This is a genomic window from Pseudomonas sp. efr-133-TYG-5, from assembly GCF_030209175.1.
GTDB lineage: Bacteria > Pseudomonadota > Gammaproteobacteria > Pseudomonadales > Pseudomonadaceae > Aquipseudomonas.
This window is the reverse complement of the sequence record NZ_JARVSM010000002.1, coordinates 297574-318120: the sequence shown is the minus strand read 5'-3', so window position 1 is coordinate 318120 and position 20547 is coordinate 297574. Positions and strand designations below refer to the sequence as shown.

Annotated in this window: 30 protein-coding genes; 29 read left to right on the top strand and 1 reads right to left on the bottom strand. The window is 57.6% G+C overall.

Annotated elements, in window-relative coordinates:
- The first annotated feature begins 8 nt into the window (after window positions 1–8).
- The 26 genes from rplB (at window position 9) to bfr (ending at window position 14066) form a co-directional block, all read left to right on the top strand.
- Complete coding sequence (gene rplB / locus QRN70_RS13715) at window positions 9–833, top strand: 50S ribosomal protein L2 (RefSeq protein WP_016772943.1); 825 nt, start codon at window positions 9–11, stop codon at window positions 831–833.
- Between the two features lie 16 nt (window positions 834–849).
- Window positions 850–1125 carry a 30S ribosomal protein S19 gene (gene rpsS, locus QRN70_RS13710; RefSeq protein ID WP_003228731.1) on the top strand — a complete coding sequence of 92 codons (276 nt, stop codon included), beginning with the start codon at window positions 850–852 and terminating at the stop codon, window positions 1123–1125.
- Between the two features lie 11 nt (window positions 1126–1136).
- On the top strand, window positions 1137–1469 hold the full coding sequence (gene rplV / locus QRN70_RS13705; RefSeq protein WP_003103908.1) for a 50S ribosomal protein L22: 333 nt from the start codon (window positions 1137–1139) through the stop codon (window positions 1467–1469).
- A 13-nt stretch (window positions 1470–1482) separates the two neighbouring features.
- Complete coding sequence (rpsC, locus tag QRN70_RS13700; protein ID WP_003176422.1) at window positions 1483–2169, top strand: 30S ribosomal protein S3; 687 nt, start codon at window positions 1483–1485, stop codon at window positions 2167–2169.
- Window positions 2170–2181: 12 nt separating this feature from the next.
- Complete coding sequence (gene rplP / locus QRN70_RS13695; protein ID WP_003228729.1) at window positions 2182–2595, top strand: 50S ribosomal protein L16; 414 nt, start codon at window positions 2182–2184, stop codon at window positions 2593–2595.
- Entirely contained in the window at window positions 2595–2786 is a 192-nt protein-coding gene (rpmC, locus tag QRN70_RS13690) for a 50S ribosomal protein L29 (protein ID WP_002555481.1), read from the top strand. Before rplP ends, rpmC begins: the two co-directional genes overlap by 1 nt.
- Before the next feature lie 2 nt (window positions 2787–2788).
- Window positions 2789–3055 carry a 30S ribosomal protein S17 gene (gene rpsQ, locus QRN70_RS13685; RefSeq protein WP_003194644.1) on the top strand — a complete coding sequence of 89 codons (267 nt, stop codon included), beginning with the start codon at window positions 2789–2791 and terminating at the stop codon, window positions 3053–3055.
- Window positions 3056–3078: 23 nt separating this feature from the next.
- Entirely contained in the window at window positions 3079–3447 is a 369-nt protein-coding gene (gene rplN, locus QRN70_RS13680) for a 50S ribosomal protein L14 (protein ID WP_002555479.1), read from the top strand.
- A gap of 11 nt (window positions 3448–3458) precedes the next feature.
- Window positions 3459–3773, top strand: coding sequence for a 50S ribosomal protein L24 (gene rplX / locus QRN70_RS13675; RefSeq protein ID WP_003186046.1), 315 nt, complete (start codon window positions 3459–3461; stop codon window positions 3771–3773).
- Between the two features lie 20 nt (window positions 3774–3793).
- The gene (gene rplE, locus QRN70_RS13670) at window positions 3794–4333 is read left to right on the top strand and encodes a 50S ribosomal protein L5 (RefSeq protein ID WP_003210069.1); all 540 of its coding nucleotides are present in this window, start codon (window positions 3794–3796) and stop codon (window positions 4331–4333) included.
- 13 nt (window positions 4334–4346) lie between these two features.
- On the top strand, window positions 4347–4652 hold the full coding sequence (gene rpsN / locus QRN70_RS13665; protein WP_003228726.1) for a 30S ribosomal protein S14: 306 nt from the start codon (window positions 4347–4349) through the stop codon (window positions 4650–4652).
- 209 nt (window positions 4653–4861) lie between these two features.
- Window positions 4862–5254, top strand: a complete 393-nt coding sequence (gene rpsH / locus QRN70_RS13660) for a 30S ribosomal protein S8 (RefSeq protein ID WP_003228724.1) — start codon at window positions 4862–4864, stop codon at window positions 5252–5254.
- 12 nt (window positions 5255–5266) lie between these two features.
- A complete protein-coding gene (gene rplF / locus QRN70_RS13655; RefSeq protein WP_065259511.1) occupies window positions 5267–5800 on the top strand; it encodes a 50S ribosomal protein L6 in 534 nt (177 codons plus the stop codon).
- Between the two features lie 10 nt (window positions 5801–5810).
- Window positions 5811–6161, top strand: a complete 351-nt coding sequence (gene rplR, locus QRN70_RS13650) for a 50S ribosomal protein L18 (RefSeq protein WP_003186037.1) — start codon at window positions 5811–5813, stop codon at window positions 6159–6161.
- Between the two features lie 3 nt (window positions 6162–6164).
- Complete coding sequence (gene rpsE, locus QRN70_RS13645) at window positions 6165–6665, top strand: 30S ribosomal protein S5 (RefSeq protein ID WP_010566852.1); 501 nt, start codon at window positions 6165–6167, stop codon at window positions 6663–6665.
- A 2-nt stretch (window positions 6666–6667) separates the two neighbouring features.
- Complete coding sequence (rpmD, locus tag QRN70_RS13640; RefSeq protein WP_003176408.1) at window positions 6668–6844, top strand: 50S ribosomal protein L30; 177 nt, start codon at window positions 6668–6670, stop codon at window positions 6842–6844.
- A 3-nt stretch (window positions 6845–6847) separates the two neighbouring features.
- Window positions 6848–7285, top strand: a complete 438-nt coding sequence (gene rplO, locus QRN70_RS13635; RefSeq protein ID WP_123334534.1) for a 50S ribosomal protein L15 — start codon at window positions 6848–6850, stop codon at window positions 7283–7285.
- Complete coding sequence (secY, locus tag QRN70_RS13630; RefSeq protein ID WP_003228718.1) at window positions 7286–8614, top strand: preprotein translocase subunit SecY; 1329 nt, start codon at window positions 7286–7288, stop codon at window positions 8612–8614.
- Between the two features lie 27 nt (window positions 8615–8641).
- Window positions 8642–8758, top strand: a complete 117-nt coding sequence (gene rpmJ / locus QRN70_RS13625; RefSeq protein WP_002555468.1) for a 50S ribosomal protein L36 — start codon at window positions 8642–8644, stop codon at window positions 8756–8758.
- A 130-nt stretch (window positions 8759–8888) separates the two neighbouring features.
- Window positions 8889–9245 (top strand): 30S ribosomal protein S13, encoded by a 357-nt coding sequence (gene rpsM / locus QRN70_RS13620; protein WP_008374135.1) that lies wholly within the window; start codon window positions 8889–8891, stop codon window positions 9243–9245.
- Window positions 9246–9275: 30 nt separating this feature from the next.
- Window positions 9276–9665 (top strand): 30S ribosomal protein S11, encoded by a 390-nt coding sequence (gene rpsK, locus QRN70_RS13615; RefSeq protein WP_002555466.1) that lies wholly within the window; start codon window positions 9276–9278, stop codon window positions 9663–9665.
- An 18-nt stretch (window positions 9666–9683) separates the two neighbouring features.
- Window positions 9684–10304, top strand: coding sequence for a 30S ribosomal protein S4 (gene rpsD / locus QRN70_RS13610; protein WP_003176404.1), 621 nt, complete (start codon window positions 9684–9686; stop codon window positions 10302–10304).
- Window positions 10305–10326: 22 nt separating this feature from the next.
- Window positions 10327–11328: a DNA-directed RNA polymerase subunit alpha gene (locus QRN70_RS13605; RefSeq protein WP_003186012.1), complete on the top strand. Its 1002-nt coding sequence runs from the start codon at window positions 10327–10329 to the stop codon at window positions 11326–11328.
- 42 nt (window positions 11329–11370) lie between these two features.
- On the top strand, window positions 11371–11757 hold the full coding sequence (gene rplQ / locus QRN70_RS13600) for a 50S ribosomal protein L17 (RefSeq protein ID WP_003176402.1): 387 nt from the start codon (window positions 11371–11373) through the stop codon (window positions 11755–11757).
- A 239-nt stretch (window positions 11758–11996) separates the two neighbouring features.
- On the top strand, window positions 11997–13451 hold the full coding sequence (locus tag QRN70_RS13595) for a catalase (RefSeq protein ID WP_285418550.1): 1455 nt from the start codon (window positions 11997–11999) through the stop codon (window positions 13449–13451).
- Window positions 13452–13601: 150 nt separating this feature from the next.
- Complete coding sequence (gene bfr / locus QRN70_RS13590) at window positions 13602–14066, top strand: bacterioferritin (RefSeq protein WP_285418549.1); 465 nt, start codon at window positions 13602–13604, stop codon at window positions 14064–14066.
- 64 nt (window positions 14067–14130) lie between these two features.
- On the opposite strand, the gene uvrA is transcribed toward bfr, so the two are convergent.
- Window positions 14131–16965 (bottom strand): excinuclease ABC subunit UvrA, encoded by a 2835-nt coding sequence (gene uvrA / locus QRN70_RS13585; protein ID WP_285418548.1) that lies wholly within the window; start codon window positions 16963–16965, stop codon window positions 14131–14133.
- A 191-nt stretch (window positions 16966–17156) separates the two neighbouring features.
- On the opposite strand from uvrA, the gene QRN70_RS13580 reads away from it, so the two are divergent.
- From QRN70_RS13580 to QRN70_RS13570, 3 genes are all read left to right on the top strand, one after another.
- Window positions 17157–18554, top strand: a complete 1398-nt coding sequence (locus QRN70_RS13580) for an MFS transporter (protein WP_285418547.1) — start codon at window positions 17157–17159, stop codon at window positions 18552–18554.
- Between the two features lie 9 nt (window positions 18555–18563).
- Entirely contained in the window at window positions 18564–19082 is a 519-nt protein-coding gene (locus tag QRN70_RS13575) for a single-stranded DNA-binding protein (protein WP_003228709.1), read from the top strand.
- A gap of 257 nt (window positions 19083–19339) precedes the next feature.
- Window positions 19340–20542: an acyltransferase family protein gene (locus QRN70_RS13570; RefSeq protein WP_285418546.1), complete on the top strand. Its 1203-nt coding sequence runs from the start codon at window positions 19340–19342 to the stop codon at window positions 20540–20542.
- The last annotated feature ends 5 nt before the right edge of the window (window positions 20543–20547 follow it).

Here is a 20547-nt window from a genome sequence, read left to right as displayed (position 1 = left end):
GGTGCATCATGGCAATCGTTAAATGCAAACCGACTTCCCCTGGCCGCCGTTTTGTGGTCAAGGTGGTCAACCAGGAGCTGCATAAAGGCGCTCCTCACGCACCGCTGCTCGAGAAAAAATCGAAGTCTGGTGGTCGTAACAACAATGGCCGTATTACCACTCGTCACATCGGTGGTGGTCATAAGCAGCATTATCGTATGGTCGATTTCCGTCGCAACGACAAAGATGGCATCGTCGCCACTGTCGAGCGTATCGAATACGATCCAAACCGTACTGCTCACATCGCACTGCTGTGCTACGCAGACGGCGAGCGCCGCTACATCATCGCCCCTAAAGGCGTGAGTGCTGGCGACCAGCTGATCGCAGGCGCTCTGGCTCCAATCAAGCCAGGCAACGCTCTGCAACTGCGCAACATTCCAGTCGGTTCTACCGTACACGGCATCGAACTGAAGCCAGGTAAAGGCGCACAGATCGCTCGTTCCGCTGGTGCCTCGGCTCAGTTGATCGCTCGTGAAGGCGTGTACGTTACCCTGCGTCTGCGTTCCGGTGAAATGCGTAAAGTACTGGCCGAGTGCCGTGCGACCCTGGGCGAAGTCTCGAACTCCGAGCACAGCCTGCGTTCGCTGGGTAAAGCTGGTGCCAAACGCTGGCGTGGCGTTCGCCCAACCGTTCGTGGTGTTGCCATGAACCCGGTTGACCACCCACATGGTGGTGGTGAAGGTCGTACCTCTGGTGGTCGTCATCCGGTATCGCCATGGGGCTTCCCGACTAAGGGCGCGAAGACTCGTGGTAATAAGCGTACCGACAAAATGATCGTCCGTCGTCGCAAGTAAATAGAGGGATACGACAGTGCCACGTTCTCTGAAAAAAGGTCCTTTTATTGATCTTCACCTACTGAAGAAGATCGAAGTGGCGGCGGAGAAGAACGATCGCAAACCAATTAAGACTTGGTCGCGTCGTTCCATGATCCTGCCACAAATGGTCGGTCTGACCATCGCAGTACACAACGGTCGTCAGCACGTCCCAGTTCTCGTTAACGAAGACATGGTCGGCCACAAACTGGGCGAGTTCGCCGGTACCCGCACTTATCGCGGGCACGTGGCAGACAAGAAAGCCAAGCGTTAAGGGGTAAGGAAATGGAAGTAGCCGCTAAGTTGTCGGGCGCTCGAATCTCCGCCCAGAAAGCCCGCTTGGTCGCCGACCAGATCCGCGGGAAGAAGGTGGGCGAAGCGCTCAACCTGTTGGCTTTCAGCAGTAAGAAAGCCGCCGAGATCATGAAGAAAGTGCTGGAGTCGGCCGTAGCCAACGCCGAGCATAACGAAGGCGCAGACGTTGATGACCTGAAGGTCAGCACCGTATTCGTCAACGAAGGGCGTTCGCTGAAGCGCATCATGCCACGTGCCAAAGGCCGTGCTGATCGCATCGTCAAGCGGTCTTGCCATATCACTGTCAAGGTTGCTGACAAGTAACGGAGTCGAAGAGATGGGTCAGAAAGTACATCCCATTGGCATTCGCCTGGGAATCGTCAAGGAGCACACCTCCGTCTGGTACGCAGACGGTCGGACTTATGCGGACTACTTGTTCGCTGATCTGAAGGTGCGTGAATACCTCCAAGACAAACTAAAAAGCGCGTCCGTAAGCCGTATCGATATCCATCGTCCGGCTCAAACTGCACGCATCACCATCCACACCGCTCGTCCAGGTATCGTTATCGGGAAGAAAGGTGAAGATGTTGAGAAACTGCGTCAGGACCTGACCAAGCAAATGGGTGTGCCTGTGCACATCAATATCGAAGAGATCCGCAAGCCGGAGCTCGACGGTATGCTGGTTGCGCAGAGCGTAGCTCAGCAGCTGGAGCGTCGTGTAATGTTCCGCCGCGCTATGAAGCGCGCTGTACAGAACGCCATGCGCATTGGTGCCAAAGGCATCAAAATCCAAGTGAGCGGTCGTCTCGGCGGTGCTGAAATCGCACGTACTGAATGGTATCGCGAAGGTCGTGTGCCACTGCACACCCTGCGTGCCGACATCGACTATGCCAACTACGAAGCTCACACCACCTACGGTGTGATCGGTGTAAAGGTTTGGATCTTCAAAGGCGAAGTAATCGGTGGTCGCCAAGAAGAGCTGAAGCCACAAGCACCAGCGCCTCGTAAAAAAGCTGCTAAGTAAGGGGTACGCCAAATGTTGCAACCTAAGCGTACGAAGTTCCGCAAGCAGATGACCGGCCACAACCGTGGTCTGGCACTGCGCGGTAGCAAAGTCAGCTTCGGCGAGTTCGCGCTGAAGTCTGTTGCTCGTGGTCGTCTCACCGCTCGTCAGATCGAGTCAGCGCGTCGTGCTCTGACCCGTCACGTAAAACGTGGCGGCAAGATCTGGATCCGTGTATTCCCGGACAAGCCTATTTCCAAGAAGCCACTCGAAGTTCGGATGGGTAAAGGTAAGGGTAACGTCGAATACTGGGTTGCCCAGATTCAGCCAGGCAAAGTCCTGTATGAAATCGAGGGTGTTTCTGAAGAGCTGGCGCGTGAGGCTTTCGCCCTGGCTGCTGCAAAGCTGCCGCTCGCCACCTCCTTTGTTAAACGGACGGTGATGTGATGAAAGCGAATGAACTTCGTGAAAAATCCGCACAGCAGCTGAACGAGCAACTGCTCGGCCTGCTGCGCGACCAGTTCAATCTGCGCATGCAGAAAGCAACTGGCCAGTTGGGGCAGTCTCATCTGCTCTCGCAAGTTAAGCGTGACATCGCTCGCGTGAAAACTGTGCTCAACCAGCAGGCAGGTAAGTGATCATGGCTGAAGCCGAAAAAACTGTCCGTACGCTGACTGGCCGTGTTGTCAGCGACAAGATGGACAAAACCATCACCGTTCTGATCGAGCGTCGCGTTAAGCACCCGATCTACGGTAAATACGTTAAGCGTTCGACTAAGCTGCACGCGCACGACGAAACCAATCAGTGCCACATCGGCGACAAAGTCACTATTCGTGAAACTCGTCCGATGGCCAAGACCAAGTCTTGGGCGCTGGTTGATGTTCTCGAACGCGCTGTGGAAGTCTAAGGGCTAGGGGTCGGAGAAATTATATGATTCAGACTCAATCCATGCTCGATGTGGCCGATAACAGCGGCGCTCGCCGCGTTATGTGCATCAAGGTGCTGGGTGGCTCCCATCGTCGTTACGCTGGTATCGGTGACATCATCAAAGTTACCGTGAAGGAAGCAATTCCTCGCGGTAAAGTGAAAAAAGGCCAAGTGATGACTGCTGTTGTGGTCCGCACTCGTCACGGCGTACGTCGTGCTGATGGCTCCATTATCCGCTTTGATGGCAACGCTGCTGTTCTTCTGAACAACAAGCAAGAGCCGATCGGCACCCGTATCTTTGGGCCAGTGACCCGTGAACTTCGTACTGAGAAGTTCATGAAGATCGTCTCGCTCGCCCCAGAAGTGCTGTAAGGAGATCCGACATGCAAAAGATTCGTCGTGACGACGAGATCATCGTGATCGCCGGCAAAGACAAAGGTAAGCGCGGTAAGGTGCTGAAGGTTCTTGCTGACAACCGTCTGGTTGTTGGTGGTCTGAACCTGGTCAAGCGTCATACCAAGCCTAACCCGATGTCGGGCGTACAGGGCGGTATCGTCGAGAAAGAAGCGCCACTGCACGCTTCCAACGTCGCCATCTTCAACGGCGAAACCAACAAGGCTGACCGCGTTGGTTTCAAAGTAGAAGACGGTAAGAAAATTCGTGTCTTCAAGTCGACCCAAAAAGCGGTTGATGCTTGAACACTGCTAGGTAGAAGACCATGGCACGACTAAAAGAGATTTACCGGAAGGAAATCGCTCCGAAACTTAAGGAAGAACTTAAGCTTTCGAACGTGATGGAAGTTCCGCGCGTTACCAAAATCACCCTGAACATGGGTCTGGGCGAAGCGATCGGCGACAAAAAAGTCATCGAGCACGCTGTTGCTGACCTGGAAAAGATCACCGGCCAGAAAGTCGTTGTGACCTACGCTCGCAAATCCATCGCAGGCTTCAAAGTCCGCGAAGGTTGGCCGATCGGCGTCAAAGTGACCCTGCGCCGTGAGCGTATGTACGAGTTCCTGGATCGTCTGCTGTCGATCTCCCTGCCTCGGGTTCGCGACTTCCGCGGCCTGAATGCCAAGTCCTTCGATGGTCGTGGCAACTACAGCATGGGCGTGAAAGAGCAGATCATTTTCCCGGAAATCGACTACGACAAGATCGATGCTCTCCGCGGTCTGGACATTACCCTGACCACCACTGCCAAGAACGATGACGAAGGCCGCGCTCTGCTGCGTGCTTTCAAATTCCCGTTCCGCAACTGATTGGAGTAGGAAAATGGCCAAGAAGAGCATGAAAAACCGTGAGCTGAAGCGTCAGCTCACCGTTGCCAAGTACGCCACCAAGCGTGCAGCGCTGAAAGCTATCATCGTCGATCTGAACGCAAGTCCAGAAGCGCGTTGGGAAGCTACCGTAGCTCTGCAGAAGCAACCACGTGACGCAAGCGCTTCGCGCATGCGTAACCGTTGCCGCCTGACTGGTCGTCCGCACGGCGTTTACCGCAAGTTCGGCCTGGGCCGTAACAAACTGCGTGAAGCTGCAATGCGTGGTGACGTTCCAGGTCTGGTTAAAGCCAGCTGGTAATTGCTGTCAAAGTCTCGGTGTTCGGGTTTGCAAGAACCTGACCACCGGTGGCCTTGAACATGAATCAAGCCCCTTTTGGGGCTTGATTCATTTCTGGGGTGTGTCTAGAATGACCGGCTCGCCTGAGCCCGTGTTTTTTACGCCCGGAATTTCTCGGCGACAAGTAGTAGCCGCAAGGCTAATTTTTCTGTATTAGGAGCGTCTAGCCCATGAGTATGCAGGACCCGTTAGCGGACATGCTAACTCGAATCCGTAATGCCCAGATGGCTGAAAAGTCCGTCGTAAGCATGCCTTCTTCCACGTTGAAGGTGGCTGTAGCTAAAGTCCTGAAGGACGAAGGTTACATCGCGGGTTATCAGATCAGCAGCGAAACCAAACCACTGCTGTCTATCGAGCTGAAATATTTCGAAGGCCGTCCGGTTATCGAAGAAGTCAAGCGCGTTAGCCGTCCAGGCCTGCGTCAGTACAAGTCCGTCGAAGATCTGCCAAAAGTACGTGGCGGTCTCGGTGTGTCTATCGTCTCCACCAACAAGGGTGTGATGACTGATCGTGCTGCGCGCGCTGCCGGTGTCGGCGGCGAAGTTCTTTGCACTGTGTTCTAAGGGGGGATAAGCATGTCTCGCGTCGCTAAGAACCCCGTTAAGCTGCCAGCCGGTGTCGAAGTAAAATTCGCAGGCCAACAGCTTTCGGTGAAGGGTGCCAAGGGTACTCTTGAACTGAACGTCCATTCGTCCGTTGAGATCGTTGAAGAAGCCGGTGAGCTGCGTTTTGCTGCTCGCAATGGCGATCAACAGACTCGCGCAATGGCCGGTACCACTCGTGCGTTGGTAAACAACATGGTCCAAGGCGTAAGCCAAGGCTTCGAGCGCAAGCTCCAGCTGGTCGGTGTTGGTTACAAAGCGCAAGCAAAAGGTCAGGTGCTGAACCTGGCTCTTGGCTTCTCGCACCCAGTGGATTACGAACTGCCGGAAGGCATCACCGCTGAGACTCCTAGCCAGACCGATATCCTGATCAAGGGCATCGACAAGCAGCTGGTAGGTCAAGTGGCCGCCGAGATCCGCGACTTCCGTCCACCAGAGCCGTACAAAGGCAAAGGTGTGCGCTACGCGGACGAAGTCGTCCGTCGTAAAGAAGCCAAGAAGAAGTAGGGCATAGCAAATGACCGACAAAAAAGTTACTCGACTGCGTCGCGCTCGCAAAGCACGCCTGAAAATGCACGAACTCGAAGTCGTGCGTCTCTGCGTGTTCCGCTCTTCGCAGCACATCTACGCCCAGGTCATTTCGGCCGACGGCAACAAAGTCCTGGCAAGCGCCTCGACTTTGGATAAAGAACTGCGTGATGGCGCCACTGGCAACATCGACGCGGCCACTAAGGTTGGCCAGCTGGTCGCTACGCGTGCTAAGGCCGCTGGCGTCTCGCAGGTGGCTTTCGACCGCTCTGGCTTCAAGTACCACGGCCGCGTTAAAGCGCTGGCTGATGCTGCTCGTGAAGCTGGGCTGGAGTTCTAAGTTATGTCAAATAACGACCAAAAGCGCGACGAAGGCTACATCGAGAAGCTGGTTCAAGTTAACCGCGTAGCCAAAACCGTTAAAGGCGGCCGTATCTTCACTTTCACCGCGTTGACCGTGGTTGGTGATGGTAAAGGGCGTGTTGGCTTCGGCCGTGGCAAGTCGCGTGAAGTGCCTGCTGCGATCCAGAAGGCAATGGAAGCTGCTCGCCGCAACATGATCCAGGTTGATCTGAACGGCACCACTCTGCAGTACGCAATGAAGTCCGCCCATGGCGCTTCGAAGGTGTACATGCAGCCTGCTTCTGAAGGTACCGGTATCATCGCTGGCGGCGCTATGCGTGCTGTCCTCGAAGTTGCTGGCGTTCAGAACGTTCTGGCCAAGTGCTACGGCTCGACTAACCCGGTAAACGTGGTTCACGCCACTTTCAAAGGTTTGAAGGCTATGCAGTCCCCTGAATCCATTGCCGCCAAGCGTGGCAAAAGCGTCCAGGAGATCTTCTGATTATGGCTACCGTTAAAGTTACGCTGATCAAAAGCATGACCGGCCGCATCCCTAACCACAAACTGTGCGTTAAGGGTCTGGGTCTGCGTCGCATCGGTCACACTGTAGAAGTCCAGGATACTCCCGAGAATCGCGGGATGATCAACAAGGCTTACTACATGCTGCGTGTCGAGGGTTAATCGATGAAACTCAATGATCTGAGTCCAGCGCCGGGTTCCCGTCGCGAAAAGCATCGTCCGGGCCGTGGTATCGGTAGTGGTTTGGGTAAGACTGGTGGCCGTGGTCACAAAGGTCAGACTTCCCGCTCCGGTGGCACCATTGCTCCAGGCTTTGAAGGCGGTCAACAGCCGCTGCACCGTCGCCTGCCGAAGTTCGGTTTCGTTTCCCTGAAAGCCATGGACCGCGCAGAAGTGCGTCTGTCCGAGCTGGCCAAAGTGGAAGGCGACATCGTCTCCGTGCAGTCCCTGAAAGATGCCAACGTGATCAACGTCAACGTACAGCGTGTGAAAATCATGCTGTCCGGTGAAGTGACTCGCGCTGTCACTATCGGCAAGGGAATCGGCGCCACCAAAGGTGCGCGTGCGGCTATCGAAGCAGCTGGCGGCAAGTTCGAGGAATAAATGGCTAAGCAAGGTGCTCTCTCTGCGCTCGGCAAAGGCGGTATGTCTGAACTCTGGGCTCGTCTGCGTTTTCTGTTCCTGGCGATTATCGTCTACCGAATAGGCGCACACATCCCGGTTCCAGGTATCAACCCGGACCGACTCGCAGACCTGTTTCGACAGAATGAGGGGACCATTCTTAGCTTGTTCAACATGTTTTCCGGCGGCGCGCTGGAACGGATGAGCATCTTTGCACTGGGGATCATGCCGTACATTTCGGCATCGATCATCATGCAACTGATGACCGCCGTCAGCCCGCAGCTGGAGCAGTTGAAGAAGGAAGGTGAAGCTGGCCGTCGCAAGATCAGCCAGTACACCCGCTACGGCACCGTCGTCCTCGCTCTCGTTCAGGCCATTGGCATGTCCATTGGTCTGGCAGGGCAGGGCGTTGCGTTCACTGGTGACTTTGGCTTCCATTTCGTTGCGGTGTCCACGTTTGTGGCTGGCGCGATGTTCATGATGTGGCTGGGTGAGCAGATTACTGAGCGTGGTGTAGGTAACGGTATCTCGATGTTGATTTTTTCGGGTATCGTCGCCGGTCTTCCGAGAGCAATCGGGCAGTCTTTCGAGTCTGCGCGTCAGGGTGATATCAACATCTTCGCCCTGGTTGCCATCGGTTTGCTGGCAGTAGCGATTATCGGTTTCGTGGTGTTCATTGAGCGTGGTCAGCGTCGTATCGCCGTTCACTACGCCAAGCGTCAGCAGGGCCGCAAGGTTTTTGCTGCGCAGACTAGCCACTTGCCGCTGAAGGTGAACATGGCCGGCGTTATTCCGGCTATCTTCGCGAGCAGCATTTTGCTGTTCCCGGCTTCGCTGGGTGCCTGGTTTGGTCAGTCTGAAGGTATGGGCTGGTTGCAGGACATCTCGCAGTCGATCGCTCCTGGTCAGCCGTTGAATATTCTGCTGTTTAGTGCAGGGATTATTTTCTTCTGCTTCTTCTATACGGCGTTGATGTTCAATCCGAAAGACGTAGCGGAAAACCTGAAGAAGTCCGGTGCCTTTATTCCGGGCATCCGTCCAGGTGAGCAGTCCGCGCGCTACATTGATGGCGTTCTGACCCGCTTGACCATGTTCGGTGCTCTTTACATGACGGCCGTGTGCCTGTTGCCCCAGTTCCTGGTGGTTGCAGCGAACGTTCCGTTCTACCTTGGCGGGACCTCGTTGCTGATCGTGGTCGTGGTTGTGATGGACTTCATGTCCCAAGTACAATCGCACCTCGTTTCGCACCAGTACGAATCCCTGATGAAGAAAGCCAACCTGAAGGGTTACGGCAGCGGCATGTTGCGCTGAGTACCCATAAGGTTCGAGGAGTTGGTGATGAAAGTTCGTGCATCGGTGAAAAAGCTGTGCCGTAACTGCAAGATTATTCGCCGCGAAGGTGTTGTTCGAGTAATTTGCAGCGCGGAACCGCGTCACAAACAGCGCCAAGGCTGAGTGTGATTGTGCTTCAAGCCCGGCAGCTAGTGTGCTGCCGGGTTGATTATTTGTTATTACAGCGATATTATCTCGCGCCCTATTTCTTGGCTTCCGGGGCGTAGGTAGCTGTCAATTGGAGTCCCACTGAATGGCCCGTATTGCAGGCGTTAACATTCCAGATAACAAGCATACTGTTATCTCGCTGACCTACATCTATGGTGTCGGTCGCACTACTGCACAGAAGATCTGTGCAGACACTGGGGTAAACCCAGCAGCAAAGATCAAGGATCTGAGCGACGAGCAAATTGAACAGCTGCGTGGCGAAGTGGCGAAGTTCACCACTGAAGGTGACCTGCGTCGCGAAATCAACATGAAAATCAAGCGCTTGATGGACCTCGGTTGCTATCGCGGTCTGCGTCATCGTCGTGGTCTGCCAGTACGCGGTCAGCGTACCAAGACCAACGCGCGTACCCGTAAAGGTCCGCGTAAGCCGATCCGCAAGTAATCGCCCCAGCGAATCGACAGGAATTTAATCATGGCAAAACCTGCTGCTCGTCCTCGTAAAAAAGTTAAAAAGACAGTGGTTGATGGCATCGCCCACATCCATGCTTCTTTTAACAACACCATCGTGACCATTACCGACCGTCAAGGTAACGCTCTTTCCTGGGCTACCTCCGGTGGTTCGGGTTTCCGCGGTTCCCGCAAGTCCACCCCGTTCGCTGCTCAAGTAGCTGCTGAACGTGCTGGTCAAGCTGCGCTGGAATACGGCCTGAAAAACCTCGACGTTAACGTCAAGGGTCCAGGTCCAGGTCGTGAATCCGCAGTCCGCGCTTTGAACGGCTGTGGCTACAAGATCGCCAGCATCACCGACGTGACGCCAATCCCGCACAACGGGTGCCGTCCGCCGAAGAAGCGCCGCGTGTAATCCAGGAGATTGTAAAGAATGGCTCGTTACATTGGTCCAAAATGCAAACTCGCTCGTCGCGAAGGCACCGATCTCTTCCTGAAGAGCGGCGTGCGCGCGATCGAATCGAAGTGCAACATTGAAGCAGCACCTGGTATCCACGGCCAACGCCGCGGTCGCCAGTCCGACTACGGCACCCAACTGCGTGAAAAGCAGAAGGTCCGTCGTATCTACGGCGTTCTCGAGCGTCAGTTCAGCGGCTACTACAAAGAAGCTGCTGGCAAGAAAGGTGCAACCGGTGAAAACCTGCTGCAACTGCTCGAATGCCGTCTGGACAACGTCGTATACCGTATGGGCTTTGGTTCGACTCGTGCCGAATCCCGTCAGCTGGTATCGCACAAGTCGATCAGCGTTAACGGTCAGACCGTAAACGTTCCGTCCTACCAGGTTCGTGCTGGTGACGTGGTCGCTGTTCGCGAGAAAGCTAAAAACCAACTTCGCATTGTCCAAGCTCTCGATCTGTGTGCCCAACGTGGCCGCGTAGAATGGGTAGAAGTAGACACTGAGAAGAAGTCGGGCGTTTTCAAGAACGTTCCTGCTCGCAGTGATCTGTCCGCCGACATCAACGAAAGCCTGATTGTCGAGCTCTACTCCAAGTAAGGGCTAGAAAATAGGTGCATCCATGCAGATTTCGGTAAATGAGTTCCTGACACCCCGCCACATTGATGTGCAGGTTGTCAGTCCAACCCGCGCCAAGATCACTCTCGAGCCTCTCGAGCGTGGTTTTGGCCACACCCTGGGCAACGCGCTGCGCCGCATCCTGTTGTCCTCAATGCCCGGCTGCGCAGTAGTCGAGGCCGAGATTGACGGTGTGCTCCACGAGTACAGCGCCATCGAAGGTGTACAGGAAGACGTAATTGAAATCCTGTTGAACCTTAAAGGTCTGGCCATCAAGCTGCACGGTCGTGACGAAGTTACGCTGACCTTGTCGAAGAAGGGTTCGGGGGTGGTTACCGCTGCCGATATTCAGCTGGATCATGATGTCGAGATCGTTAATCCCGATCACGTAATCGCTAACCTGGCGTCTAACGGCGCCCTGAACATGAAGCTCACCGTAGCTCGTGGTCGTGGTTATGAACCAGCAGACTCGCGTCAGAGCGATGAAGACGAAAGCCGCAGCATCGGTCGCTTGCAGCTCGACTCTTCGTTCAGCCCGGTTCGCCGTATCGCATACGTGGTGGAAAACGCCCGTGTCGAGCAGCGTACCAACCTGGACAAGCTGGTTATTGATCTGGAAACCAACGGTACTCTGGATCCTGAAGAGGCTATCCGCCGCGCTGCAACCATTCTGCAACAGCAGTTGGCTGCGTTCGTCGACCTCAAGGGTGACAGTGAGCCAGTGGTTGTCGAGCAGGAAGACGAGATCGATCCGATCCTGCTTCGCCCGGTTGACGATCTGGAACTGACTGTACGTTCGGCTAACTGCCTTAAGGCGGAAAACATCTACTACATCGGCGACCTGATTCAGCGTACCGAAGTAGAGCTGTTGAAGACTCCGAACCTGGGCAAGAAATCCTTGACTGAAATCAAGGACGTTCTGGCCTCCCGCGGTCTGTCCCTCGGCATGCGCCTCGACAACTGGCCGCCTGCAAGTCTTAAGAAGGACGACAAGGCGACTGCCTGATCGTCGTAATCACCGAACGTAGTGTTTGGTAAGGAATGAACCATGCGTCATCGTAAAAGTGGGCGTCACCTGAGCCGCACCAGCTCGCACCGCAAGGCCATGTTCCAAAACATGGCGGTGTCGCTGTTCGAGCACGAGCTGATCAAAACTACTCTGCCAAAAGCCAAAGAACTGCGCCGCGTTGCCGAGCCGCTGATCACTCTGGCCAAGACAGACAGCCTGGCTAACCGCCGTCTGGCTTTCGACCGTACTCGTTCGAAAGCTATCGTTGGTAAGCTCTTCAACGACCTGGGCAAGCGTTACGCTACCCGTGAGGGTGGCTACCTGCGCATCCTCAAGTGCGGTTTCCGCGCTGGCGACAACGCGCCTATGGCGTACGTCGAGTTGGTTGATCGTGCTACTGCTGGCGAAGCTGTATCCGCCGAGTAAGACGTCAGTCTGAAACAAGAAACCGGGCCTAGCGCCCGGTTTTTTGTGTCCGCAGAAAAATGCGCTGTTCATACAAGCTTCCCGGGTTGTGCTGTCGTCACTATGTGTTGGGGAAGATCATTAGTAATTTTCTATCGAAGCCTGCAAGTTAATGAATTTGTAGGTGTAACATCGATGATCGATACTTCCCAGCAAGCCGATTAGCCGGCAGTTCAAGACTGACAGAGGAAGAAGATCGCATGAGCCAAAACAAGACGCTTACGACCGCCAGCGGCGCGCCAGTCGCAGACAACCAGAATTCTCGCTCCGCCGGCCCACGCGGCCCGCTGCTGCTCGACGATTTTCACCTGATCGAGAAGCTCGCCCACTTCAACCGTGAAAATATTCCAGAGCGCCGCGTGCATGCCAAAGGCTCGGGTGCTTACGGCACATTCACCGTGACCCGCGACATCACGCAATATTCCAGCGCCAAACTGTTCTCGGAAGTCGGCAAGCAAACCCCGACGTTCCTGCGCTTTTCCACTGTGGGTGGCGAGCGTGGCTCGGCCGACACCGAACGCGATCCACGTGGTTTTGCCCTGAAGTTCTATACCGAGGAAGGTAACTGGGACATCGTGGGCAACAACACACCGGTGTTCTTCATTCGCGATCCGCTGAAATTCCCTGACTTCATCCACACCCAGAAGCGCTTGCCACAAAGCAATCTGAAAAGTGCGCAGATGATGTGGGACTTCTGGTCGCATTCGCCTGAAGCGCTGCACCAGGTGACCATTCTGTTCTCCGATCGCGGCATTCCCGACGGCTATCGCCACATGCACGGCTTCGGTAGCCACACGTACAGCCTGATCAACGCCCAAGGCGAGCGTCACTGGGTGAAGTGGCACTACAAGACCCAACAGGGGATCAAGAACCTGGCGCCGGCGGATGCTGCACGCCTGGCGGGGACTGATCCGGATTACGCCCAGCGCGATCTGTTCGAAGCCATCGAGCGCGGTGATTTCCCGAAATGGCGCGTCTGCATCCAGATCATGACCGAGGCTCAGGCCGCCGCGCATTACGAGAACCCGTTCGACGTGACCAAGACCTGGTCGCAGAAGGAGTTCCCGCTGATCGAAGTGGGCGAGCTGGAGCTCAATCGCAATCCGCTGAATTACTTCGCTGAAGTTGAGCAGGCGGCTTTCGGTCCAAGCAACATGGTGCCCGGTGTTGGTCTGTCGCCGGATCGCATGCTGCAGGGCCGCGTATTCGCTTACGCGGATGCGCACCGCTACCGCGTGGGCACCAATCACCAGCAGCTGCCGGTGAACGCCCCACGCAGCCCGGTCAATACCTACCAGCGGGATGGCTCGATGGCATTCGGCAGCAACGGAGGCGCAGCGCCCAACTACGAGCCGAACAGCTACGTGGAATCGCCTAAACAGGCGCCACGCTATGCTGAGCCGGCGTTGGCATTGAGCGGCGCCGCCGATCGCTACGACCACCGCGAGGACAGCGATTACTACAGCCATGCCGGTGCATTGTTCCGCCTGATGAGCGACGAGCAGAAAGCCTTGCTGGTGAGCAACATTGCCGGCGCGATGGCGGGTGTTTCGAGCGATGTTGTCGACCGTCAGCTGCAGCATTTCTACAAGGCCGATCCGGCGTATGGAGAAGCAATCGCAAAGCTGTTGAACGTACAGCTTAACGAAGTCTAAACGAGAAGCAGAACCGCCCTCATTGAGGGCGGTTTTTGCGTTATTTCGCCTGCTTTTCTCAGAATATCTGCGCTTTTATTGCGCTAAGCGGGTGACCTTCCAGTCAGCTTGGTTCAAACTACAGACTTTCAGGCAGGGAGATGTAGGGCGATGCAAGGCCACCCAGACGTAATCGATTACCTCAACACGTTGCTGACCGGCGAACTGGCCGCGCGTGACCAATATTTCGTTCACTCGCGGATGTATGAGGACTGGGGATTCACCAAGCTCTACGAACGAATCAACCACGAGATGGAAGAAGAGGCCGGTCATGCCGACGCCTTGATGCGCCGCATCCTGATGCTCGAAGGCACGCCGCGCATGCGTCCGGATGATCTGGATGTCGGCACCACGGTGCCTTCGATGCTCGAAGCGGATCTGCGTCTCGAGTACAAGGTTCGCGCCGCGCTGTGCAAAGGCATCGAGCTTTGCGAGCAGCACAATGACTATGTCAGTCGCGAGATCCTGCGGGTGCAGCTCAACGATACCGAAGAAGATCACACCTACTGGCTGGAAAAGCAGTTGGGCCTGATCAAGCTGATCGGTCTCGAGAACTACCTGCAATCCCACACCTGATTGCGTCGATACAAAAAAGCCCCTGGCACTGAACACGTGCCAGGGGCTTTTTCATGCCCGCAGATCAGGCCCGGTCGCGAATCAGCAACGGCTTGAGGTAGTGCCCGGTGTGCGATTGCTTCATCTCGGCCACTTCCTCCGGCGTGCCGGTGGCGATGATCTGCCCACCCTTGGAGCCACCCTCGGGGCCGAGATCCACCAGCCAGTCGGCGGTCTTGATCACATCGAGGTTGTGCTCGATCACCACCACGGTGTTGCCGTGGTCACGCAAGCGATGCAGTACGTCTAGCAGTTGCTGGATATCCGCAAAGTGCAGGCCGGTGGTCGGCTCATCGAGGATATACAGGGTCTTGCCGGTATCGCGCTTGGACAGTTCGCGGGACAACTTGACCCGCTGTGCCTCACCGCCGGACAGCGTGGTCGCCGACTGCCCGAGCTTGATGTAGGACAGGCCGACATCCATCAGCGTCTGCAGCTTGCGCGCCAGCGCCGGCACCGCGTCGAAGAACTCGCGGGCCTCCTCGATGGTCATCTCCAGGGTTTCGTGGATGCTCTTGCCCTTGTATTTGATCTCGAGGGTTTCGCGGTTGTAACGCTTGCTCTTGCACACGTCGCAGGGCACGTAGATGTCCGGCAGGAAGTGCATTTCCACCTTGATCAGGCCATCGCCCTGGCAGGCTTCGCAGCGGCCGCCCTTGACGTTGAACGAGAAGCGCCCCGGCCCGTAACCACGCGAGCGTGACTCCGGCACGCCGGCAAACAGTTCGCGGATCGGCGTGAACAGCCCGGTGTAGGTCGCCGGGTTGGAACGCGGTGTACGGCCGATCGGGCTCTGGTCGATGTCGACCACCTTGTCGAGGTGCTCGAGGCCCTTGATGCTGTCGTGCGCGGCCGCTTCGAGGGTGGTTGCGCCGTTGAGTGCGGTGGCACTCAGCGGGAACAGGGTGTTGTTGATCAGCGTCGACTTGCCCGAGCCGGACACGCCGGTGACGCAGGTCAGCAAACCGATCGGGATCTCCAGATCGACGTTGCGCAGGTTGTTGCCGCGCGCGCCCTTGAGGGTGAGCACCTGCTTCTTGTTGCGCGGCGTGCGCTTGGCCGGCACTTCGATCTTGACCCGGCCCGACAGGTACTTGCCGGTCAGGGAATCCGGATGCGCCATGACTTCGTCCGGCGTGCCTTCGGCGACGATCTGCCCGCCATGCACGCCGGCACCCGGGCCGATGTCGACCACGTAGTCGGCGAGGCGGATCGCGTCCTCGTCGTGCTCGACGACGATCACCGTGTTACCGATGTCGCGCAGGTGCTTGAGGGTGCCGAGCAGGCGGTCGTTGTCGCGCTGGTGCAGGCCGATGGACGGTTCGTCGAGGATGTACAGGACGCCCACCAGGCCGGCGCCGATCTGGCTGGCCAGACGAATGCGCTGCGCCTCGCCACCGGACAGGGTGTCGGCGCTGCGATCGAGCGACAGGTAGTCGAGGCCGACGTTGACCAGGAACTGCAGGCGCTCGCGGATTTCCTTGAGGATCTTGTCGGCGATTTCGCCACGGCGGCCGGTCATCTTCAGCGCGCCGAAGTAGTCGCAGGCGTCGCCGATCGGCAGGTTGGTCACCGCCGGCAGGGTTTTCTCGCCGACCCAGACGTGGCGCGCCTCGCGTCGCAGGCGGGTGCCACGGCAGTCCGGGCAGGCCTGGGTGCTGAGGAACTTCGCCAGCTCTTCGCGCACGCTGGCCGATTCGGTTTCACGGTAGCGGCGCTCGAGGTTCGGCACGATGCCTTCGAACGGGTGCGAACGCTTGACGATGTCGCCGCGGTCGTTGAGGTACTTGAAGTCGACGTTCTGCGAGCCGCTGCCGTGCAGGATGTATTTCTGCTGATCGGCCGGCAGTTCGTTGAACGGCTGTTCCAGGCTGAAACCAAAGTGCGCGGCGAGTGAACCGAGCATCTGGAAGTAATAGACGTTACGCCGGTCCCAGCCGCGAATCGCACCCTCGGCAAGGGTCAGTTCACCGTTGACCAGGCGCTTGATGTCGAAGAACTGCTTCACCCCCAGGCCGTCGCAGGTCGGGCAGGCGCCAGCCGGGTTGTTGAAGGAGAACAGCTTGGGTTCCAGCTCGCTGATCGCGTGACCGCAGATCGGGCAGGCGAAGCGCGCGGAGAAAATCATCTCCTCGCCCGGTTCGTCGTCCATTGGCGCCACCAGGGCGATGCCGTCCGCCAGCTTCAGTGCGGTTTCGAAGGATTCGGCCAGGCGTTGCTGGAGGTCGGCACGGACCTTGAAACGGTCGACGATCACATCGATCGAGTGCTTCTTCTGCTTGTCCAGTTTCGGCAGTTCGTCGAGCTCGCAGATGCGACCGTTGACGCGTGCACGGACGAAGCCCTGGGCGCGCAGTTCTTCGAACACCGACAGGTGCTCGCCCTTGCGCTCGCGGATCACCGGCGCCAGCAACATCAGCTTGCTGCCTTCCGGTTGCGCCAGCACCAGGTCGACCATCTGGCTGACGGTCTGCGCTTCCAGCGGAATGTCGTGGTCCGGGCAGCGCGGCGTACCGACGCGCGCATAGAGCAGGCGCAGGTAGTCGTAGATTTCGGTGATGGTGCCGACCGTGGAGCGCGGGTTGTGCGAGGTCGACTTCTGTTCGATGGAGATCGCCGGCGACAGGCCTTCGATGGTGTCGACGTCGGGTTTTTCCATCATCGACAGGAACTGCCGGGCATAGGCCGACAGGGATTCGACATAGCGGCGCTGACCTTCGGCATACAGTGTGTCGAAGGCCAGGGACGACTTGCCGGATCCGGACAGGCCGGTGATGACGATCAGTTTGTCCCGTGGCAGGGTCAGGTCGATGTTCTTCAGGTTGTGGGTACGGGCCCCACGTATCAGGATCTTGTCCAAAGTGGCCTCGCTCGGCGGGCGTCGAAAACGTAGGAGTATACGGGCAAATACTGGATGGATGCACACTATCAGGCGAAGCGTTGCTGGCCTTACATGAAGAGAGTTTCATCTATACGTGGCAAAGCGTCGCGATATACCCCGTCTTTCGATGGGACTGGTAGAATCGCCGCCGGTTCACATGAGGTTTTTCCATGCACGATCCCCACAGCGAACGCATGAGTGGCAGCGAGACCCGCGCGGCGAGCGGTCTGGCCCTGGTGTTCGCCTTCCGTATGCTTGGCATGTTCATGGTGTTGCCGGTCCTGGCGACCTACGGCATGGACCTGGCGGGAGCGACCCCGGCCCTGATCGGGCTGGCGATTGGCGCTTACGGCCTGACCCAAGCGATTTTCCAGATTCCGTTCGGGATCATTTCCGATCGCATCGGCCGGCGTCCGGTGATTTTTCTCGGCCTGGTGGTGTTCGCGCTCGGCAGCGTGCTGGCGGCTCAGGCCGACTCGATCTGGGGCGTGATCGCCGGACGCATCCTGCAAGGCGCCGGGGCGATTTCCGCAGCTGTGATGGCCTTGCTCTCCGACCTGACCCGCGAACAGCACCGCACCAAGGCCATGGCCATGATCGGCATGACCATCGGCCTGTCGTTCGCCGTGGCCATGGTGGTCGGGCCGCTGCTGACCCGGGCGTTCGGCCTGTCCGGACTGTTCCTGGCCACCGGCGGCATGGCCCTGGTTGGGATCGTGATCGTGATGTTCATGGTGCCGAAATCCACCGGGCCGTTGAGTCATCGCGAGTCCGGGGTGGCGCGGCAGGCGTTGATGCCCACGCTCCGGCATCCGGACCTGCTGCGCCTCGATCTGGGGATTTTTGTGTTGCACGCGATGTTGATGTCGAGCTTCGTCGCCTTGCCGCTGGCCCTGGTGACAAAAGCCGGGTTGCCCAAGGAGCAGCACTGGTGGGTCTACCTGAATGCGCTGCTGATCTCTTTCTTCGCCATGATTCCGTTCATCATCTATGGCGAGAAGAAACGCAAAATGAAACGAGTTTTGCTCGGCGCCGTGCTGACGCTGATGCTCACTGAGCTATTCTTCTGGCAGTTCGGTGACGGCCTGCGGGCTCTGGTGATCGGAACAGTGGTGTTCTTCACCGCATTCAATCTGCTGGAGGCCTCTCTGCCGTCGCTGATCAGCAAGGTTTCACCGGCGGGTGGCAAGGGCACGGCGATGGGCGTGTACTCCACCAGTCAATTCCTCGGTTCGGCACTCGGCGGGATTCTCGGCGGCTGGTTGTTCCAGCATGGCGGTCTGTCGGTTGTGTTCCTGGGATGTGCCGGTCTGGCTGCCATCTGGCTGGCCTTTGCTGTTACCATGCGCGAACCTCCCTACGTGACGAGCCTGCGCCTGCCGTTGTCGCCCGAGGCGATCCGCGAAGCGGGCCTGGTCGAGCGCCTCAAGGCCCTTGTAGGGGTAACAGATGCAGTGATAGTCGCGGATGAAGCGGCTGTTTACATCAAACTGGACAAAGAATTAGTGGATCGCGACACCCTCGAACGCCTGGTGAACAACCCGGCCGAGGCTGCTTGCGAAGCCTAGGAGAACGTTATGGCCCGTGGGGTTAACAAAGTCATATTGGTCGGCACTTGCGGCCAGGATCCCGAAGTTCGCTACCTGCCTAACGGTAACGCCGTGACCAACCTGAGTCTGGCGACCAGCGAACAGTGGACCGACAAGCAGACCGGTCAGAAGGTCGAGAAGACCGAGTGGCACCGTGTGTCGATGTTCGGCAAAGTCGCGGAAATCGCCGGCGAATACCTGCGCAAAGGTTCGCAGGTGTACATCGAAGGCAAGCTGCAGACCCGCGAGTGGGAAAAAGACGGTATCAAGCGTTACACCACTGAAATCGTGGTCGACATGCAAGGCACCATGCAGCTGCTCGGCGGCCGTCCGCAACAGGGCGACCAACAAGGCGGTGGCAACAACTACCAGCAGCAGGCGCCACGTCAGCAGGCTCCGCGCCCGCAGCAATCGGCTCCGCAGCAGCGTTCGGCTCCGGCACCACAGCAGGCCGCACCGCAACCGGCTCCGGATTTCGACAGCTTCGATGACGATATCCCGTTCTGATCGGCGCGCTGTTGATTTAGCACTCGAAACCCCCGCATTGCGGGGGTTTTGTCGTTTTGGCGGGGCGGAATGTGCCGAGTTGTCCAGGACCTGACCAAACAGTCCCGGTACCGCGTACCCTAAAGTTTCGCGCTGAGCCTTGAAGGCTGCGCCCGGCCGATCCATGATCCGTCCCGGCGACCGCTGAAACGGTCGATTTCTACCCGAGCATCTCCGGCGGTATGGGGGCTGTTCCATCACAAGAACAAGAGAAACCGATGAGCAGTAGCAAGAACAAGGAAATCGAGTACCTGCGCGGCGTGGCCATCCTGATGACGGTGTTGGCTCACAGTTCGTTGTTATTGCCGTTCCACGCCGAGTTCACGCAGAAGATATTCAACGTGTACTCGCCATGGTCGGGTGTGGATCTGTTTTTCTGTATTTCCGGTTACGTGGTCAGCAAGGCCTACCTCGACTACTTCGATAAAAACCGCGAACAGAACCGCTTCGGCCTCGCCGCCACGTCGTTCTGGATCCGCCGCGCCTATCGGCTGTTGCCCACGGCCTGGCTGTGGGTACTGATTCCCCTGGCGTTCTCGATCTTCTTCAACCAGTCGAACGCGTTCCAGTCCTGGTTCGACAATCTGCGCAGCTTCACCGCCGTCGCCACGTTCACCGGTAACCTGGCAAACCAGTACGGCGTGCTGCTGGGACCGAACTCGGTGTACTGGAGCCTGGCGCTGGAGGAGCAGTTCTACTTCATCTTCCCGCTGTTCCTGCTGTTGATCACGTCCACGCGCTGGCGGGTAATCACCCTGATCGCGCTGATTGCCGTGCAGTTCCCGTTCAATCGTTATGCGTTTGGCGGACCGCTGGCCGGCATGCTCTTCTCGTTCCGCCTAGACGCGATGATGTGGGGCATTCTGCTCTGCCTGTTCACCCGCACGTCGCTTTACAAGGACATCGAGCCCGTGGCGCTGGGGAGCAGCCTGCTGAAACGGCTGGGTGTCACACTGTTTCTGCTGTACATGCTCGGTGCGATTGCCGGCCAGATGATCGCCATGCCGATCGCGGTGGGGTTGATTGCCATCAATGCGCTGATCCTGGTCTGGCTCTCCAGTTACCAGAAGGGCTACATCTATTGCCCGGCCTTCCTGAGCGGGATCGGCCAATGGCTGGGTTCTCGCTCGTACGCGTTGTACGTCGTGCACATGTTCGCCTACCACTTGAGCACCGAGATCTGGAGCCGGGTGGCCAGCGAGAGGGGCGTCGAACTGGGGCCGGAATTCACCGTGCAGATGCTGCTCACCTCGTTCGCGATCATGCTGGTGTGCAGCGAGCTGAACTACCGCTTTGTCGAAACGCCGCTGCGCCGTCGCGGTGCAGAGATCGCCCGGCGCCGAATGGCCGGCCTCGGCAGCAACGAAGCCGCCAAGGATCAACCTACCGCTGTCCCGGCCCGCAGCACCGAACTGTCGTAAGGCCT

Coding starts and splice junctions, on each gene's coding strand:
- rplB (WP_016772943.1), top strand. CDS start 9: ATGGCAATCGTTAAATGCAAACCGACTTCCCCTGGCCGCCGTTTTGTG.
- rplV (WP_003103908.1), top strand. CDS start 1,137: ATGGAAGTAGCCGCTAAGTTGTCGGGCGCTCGAATCTCCGCCCAGAAA.
- rpsC (WP_003176422.1), top strand. CDS start 1,483: ATGGGTCAGAAAGTACATCCCATTGGCATTCGCCTGGGAATCGTCAAG.
- rplP (WP_003228729.1), top strand. CDS start 2,182: ATGTTGCAACCTAAGCGTACGAAGTTCCGCAAGCAGATGACCGGCCAC.
- rpmC (WP_002555481.1), top strand. CDS start 2,595: ATGAAAGCGAATGAACTTCGTGAAAAATCCGCACAGCAGCTGAACGAG.
- rpsQ (WP_003194644.1), top strand. CDS start 2,789: ATGGCTGAAGCCGAAAAAACTGTCCGTACGCTGACTGGCCGTGTTGTC.
- rplN (WP_002555479.1), top strand. CDS start 3,079: ATGATTCAGACTCAATCCATGCTCGATGTGGCCGATAACAGCGGCGCT.
- rplX (WP_003186046.1), top strand. CDS start 3,459: ATGCAAAAGATTCGTCGTGACGACGAGATCATCGTGATCGCCGGCAAA.
- rplE (WP_003210069.1), top strand. CDS start 3,794: ATGGCACGACTAAAAGAGATTTACCGGAAGGAAATCGCTCCGAAACTT.
- rpsN (WP_003228726.1), top strand. CDS start 4,347: ATGGCCAAGAAGAGCATGAAAAACCGTGAGCTGAAGCGTCAGCTCACC.
- rpsH (WP_003228724.1), top strand. CDS start 4,862: ATGAGTATGCAGGACCCGTTAGCGGACATGCTAACTCGAATCCGTAAT.
- rplF (WP_065259511.1), top strand. CDS start 5,267: ATGTCTCGCGTCGCTAAGAACCCCGTTAAGCTGCCAGCCGGTGTCGAA.
- rplR (WP_003186037.1), top strand. CDS start 5,811: ATGACCGACAAAAAAGTTACTCGACTGCGTCGCGCTCGCAAAGCACGC.
- rpsE (WP_010566852.1), top strand. CDS start 6,165: ATGTCAAATAACGACCAAAAGCGCGACGAAGGCTACATCGAGAAGCTG.
- rpmD (WP_003176408.1), top strand. CDS start 6,668: ATGGCTACCGTTAAAGTTACGCTGATCAAAAGCATGACCGGCCGCATC.
- rplO (WP_123334534.1), top strand. CDS start 6,848: ATGAAACTCAATGATCTGAGTCCAGCGCCGGGTTCCCGTCGCGAAAAG.
- secY (WP_003228718.1), top strand. CDS start 7,286: ATGGCTAAGCAAGGTGCTCTCTCTGCGCTCGGCAAAGGCGGTATGTCT.
- rpmJ (WP_002555468.1), top strand. CDS start 8,642: ATGAAAGTTCGTGCATCGGTGAAAAAGCTGTGCCGTAACTGCAAGATT.
- rpsM (WP_008374135.1), top strand. CDS start 8,889: ATGGCCCGTATTGCAGGCGTTAACATTCCAGATAACAAGCATACTGTT.
- rpsK (WP_002555466.1), top strand. CDS start 9,276: ATGGCAAAACCTGCTGCTCGTCCTCGTAAAAAAGTTAAAAAGACAGTG.
- rpsD (WP_003176404.1), top strand. CDS start 9,684: ATGGCTCGTTACATTGGTCCAAAATGCAAACTCGCTCGTCGCGAAGGC.
- QRN70_RS13605 (WP_003186012.1), top strand. CDS start 10,327: ATGCAGATTTCGGTAAATGAGTTCCTGACACCCCGCCACATTGATGTG.
- rplQ (WP_003176402.1), top strand. CDS start 11,371: ATGCGTCATCGTAAAAGTGGGCGTCACCTGAGCCGCACCAGCTCGCAC.
- QRN70_RS13595 (WP_285418550.1), top strand. CDS start 11,997: ATGAGCCAAAACAAGACGCTTACGACCGCCAGCGGCGCGCCAGTCGCA.
- bfr (WP_285418549.1), top strand. CDS start 13,602: ATGCAAGGCCACCCAGACGTAATCGATTACCTCAACACGTTGCTGACC.
- QRN70_RS13580 (WP_285418547.1), top strand. CDS start 17,157: ATGCACGATCCCCACAGCGAACGCATGAGTGGCAGCGAGACCCGCGCG.
- QRN70_RS13575 (WP_003228709.1), top strand. CDS start 18,564: ATGGCCCGTGGGGTTAACAAAGTCATATTGGTCGGCACTTGCGGCCAG.
- QRN70_RS13570 (WP_285418546.1), top strand. CDS start 19,340: ATGAGCAGTAGCAAGAACAAGGAAATCGAGTACCTGCGCGGCGTGGCC.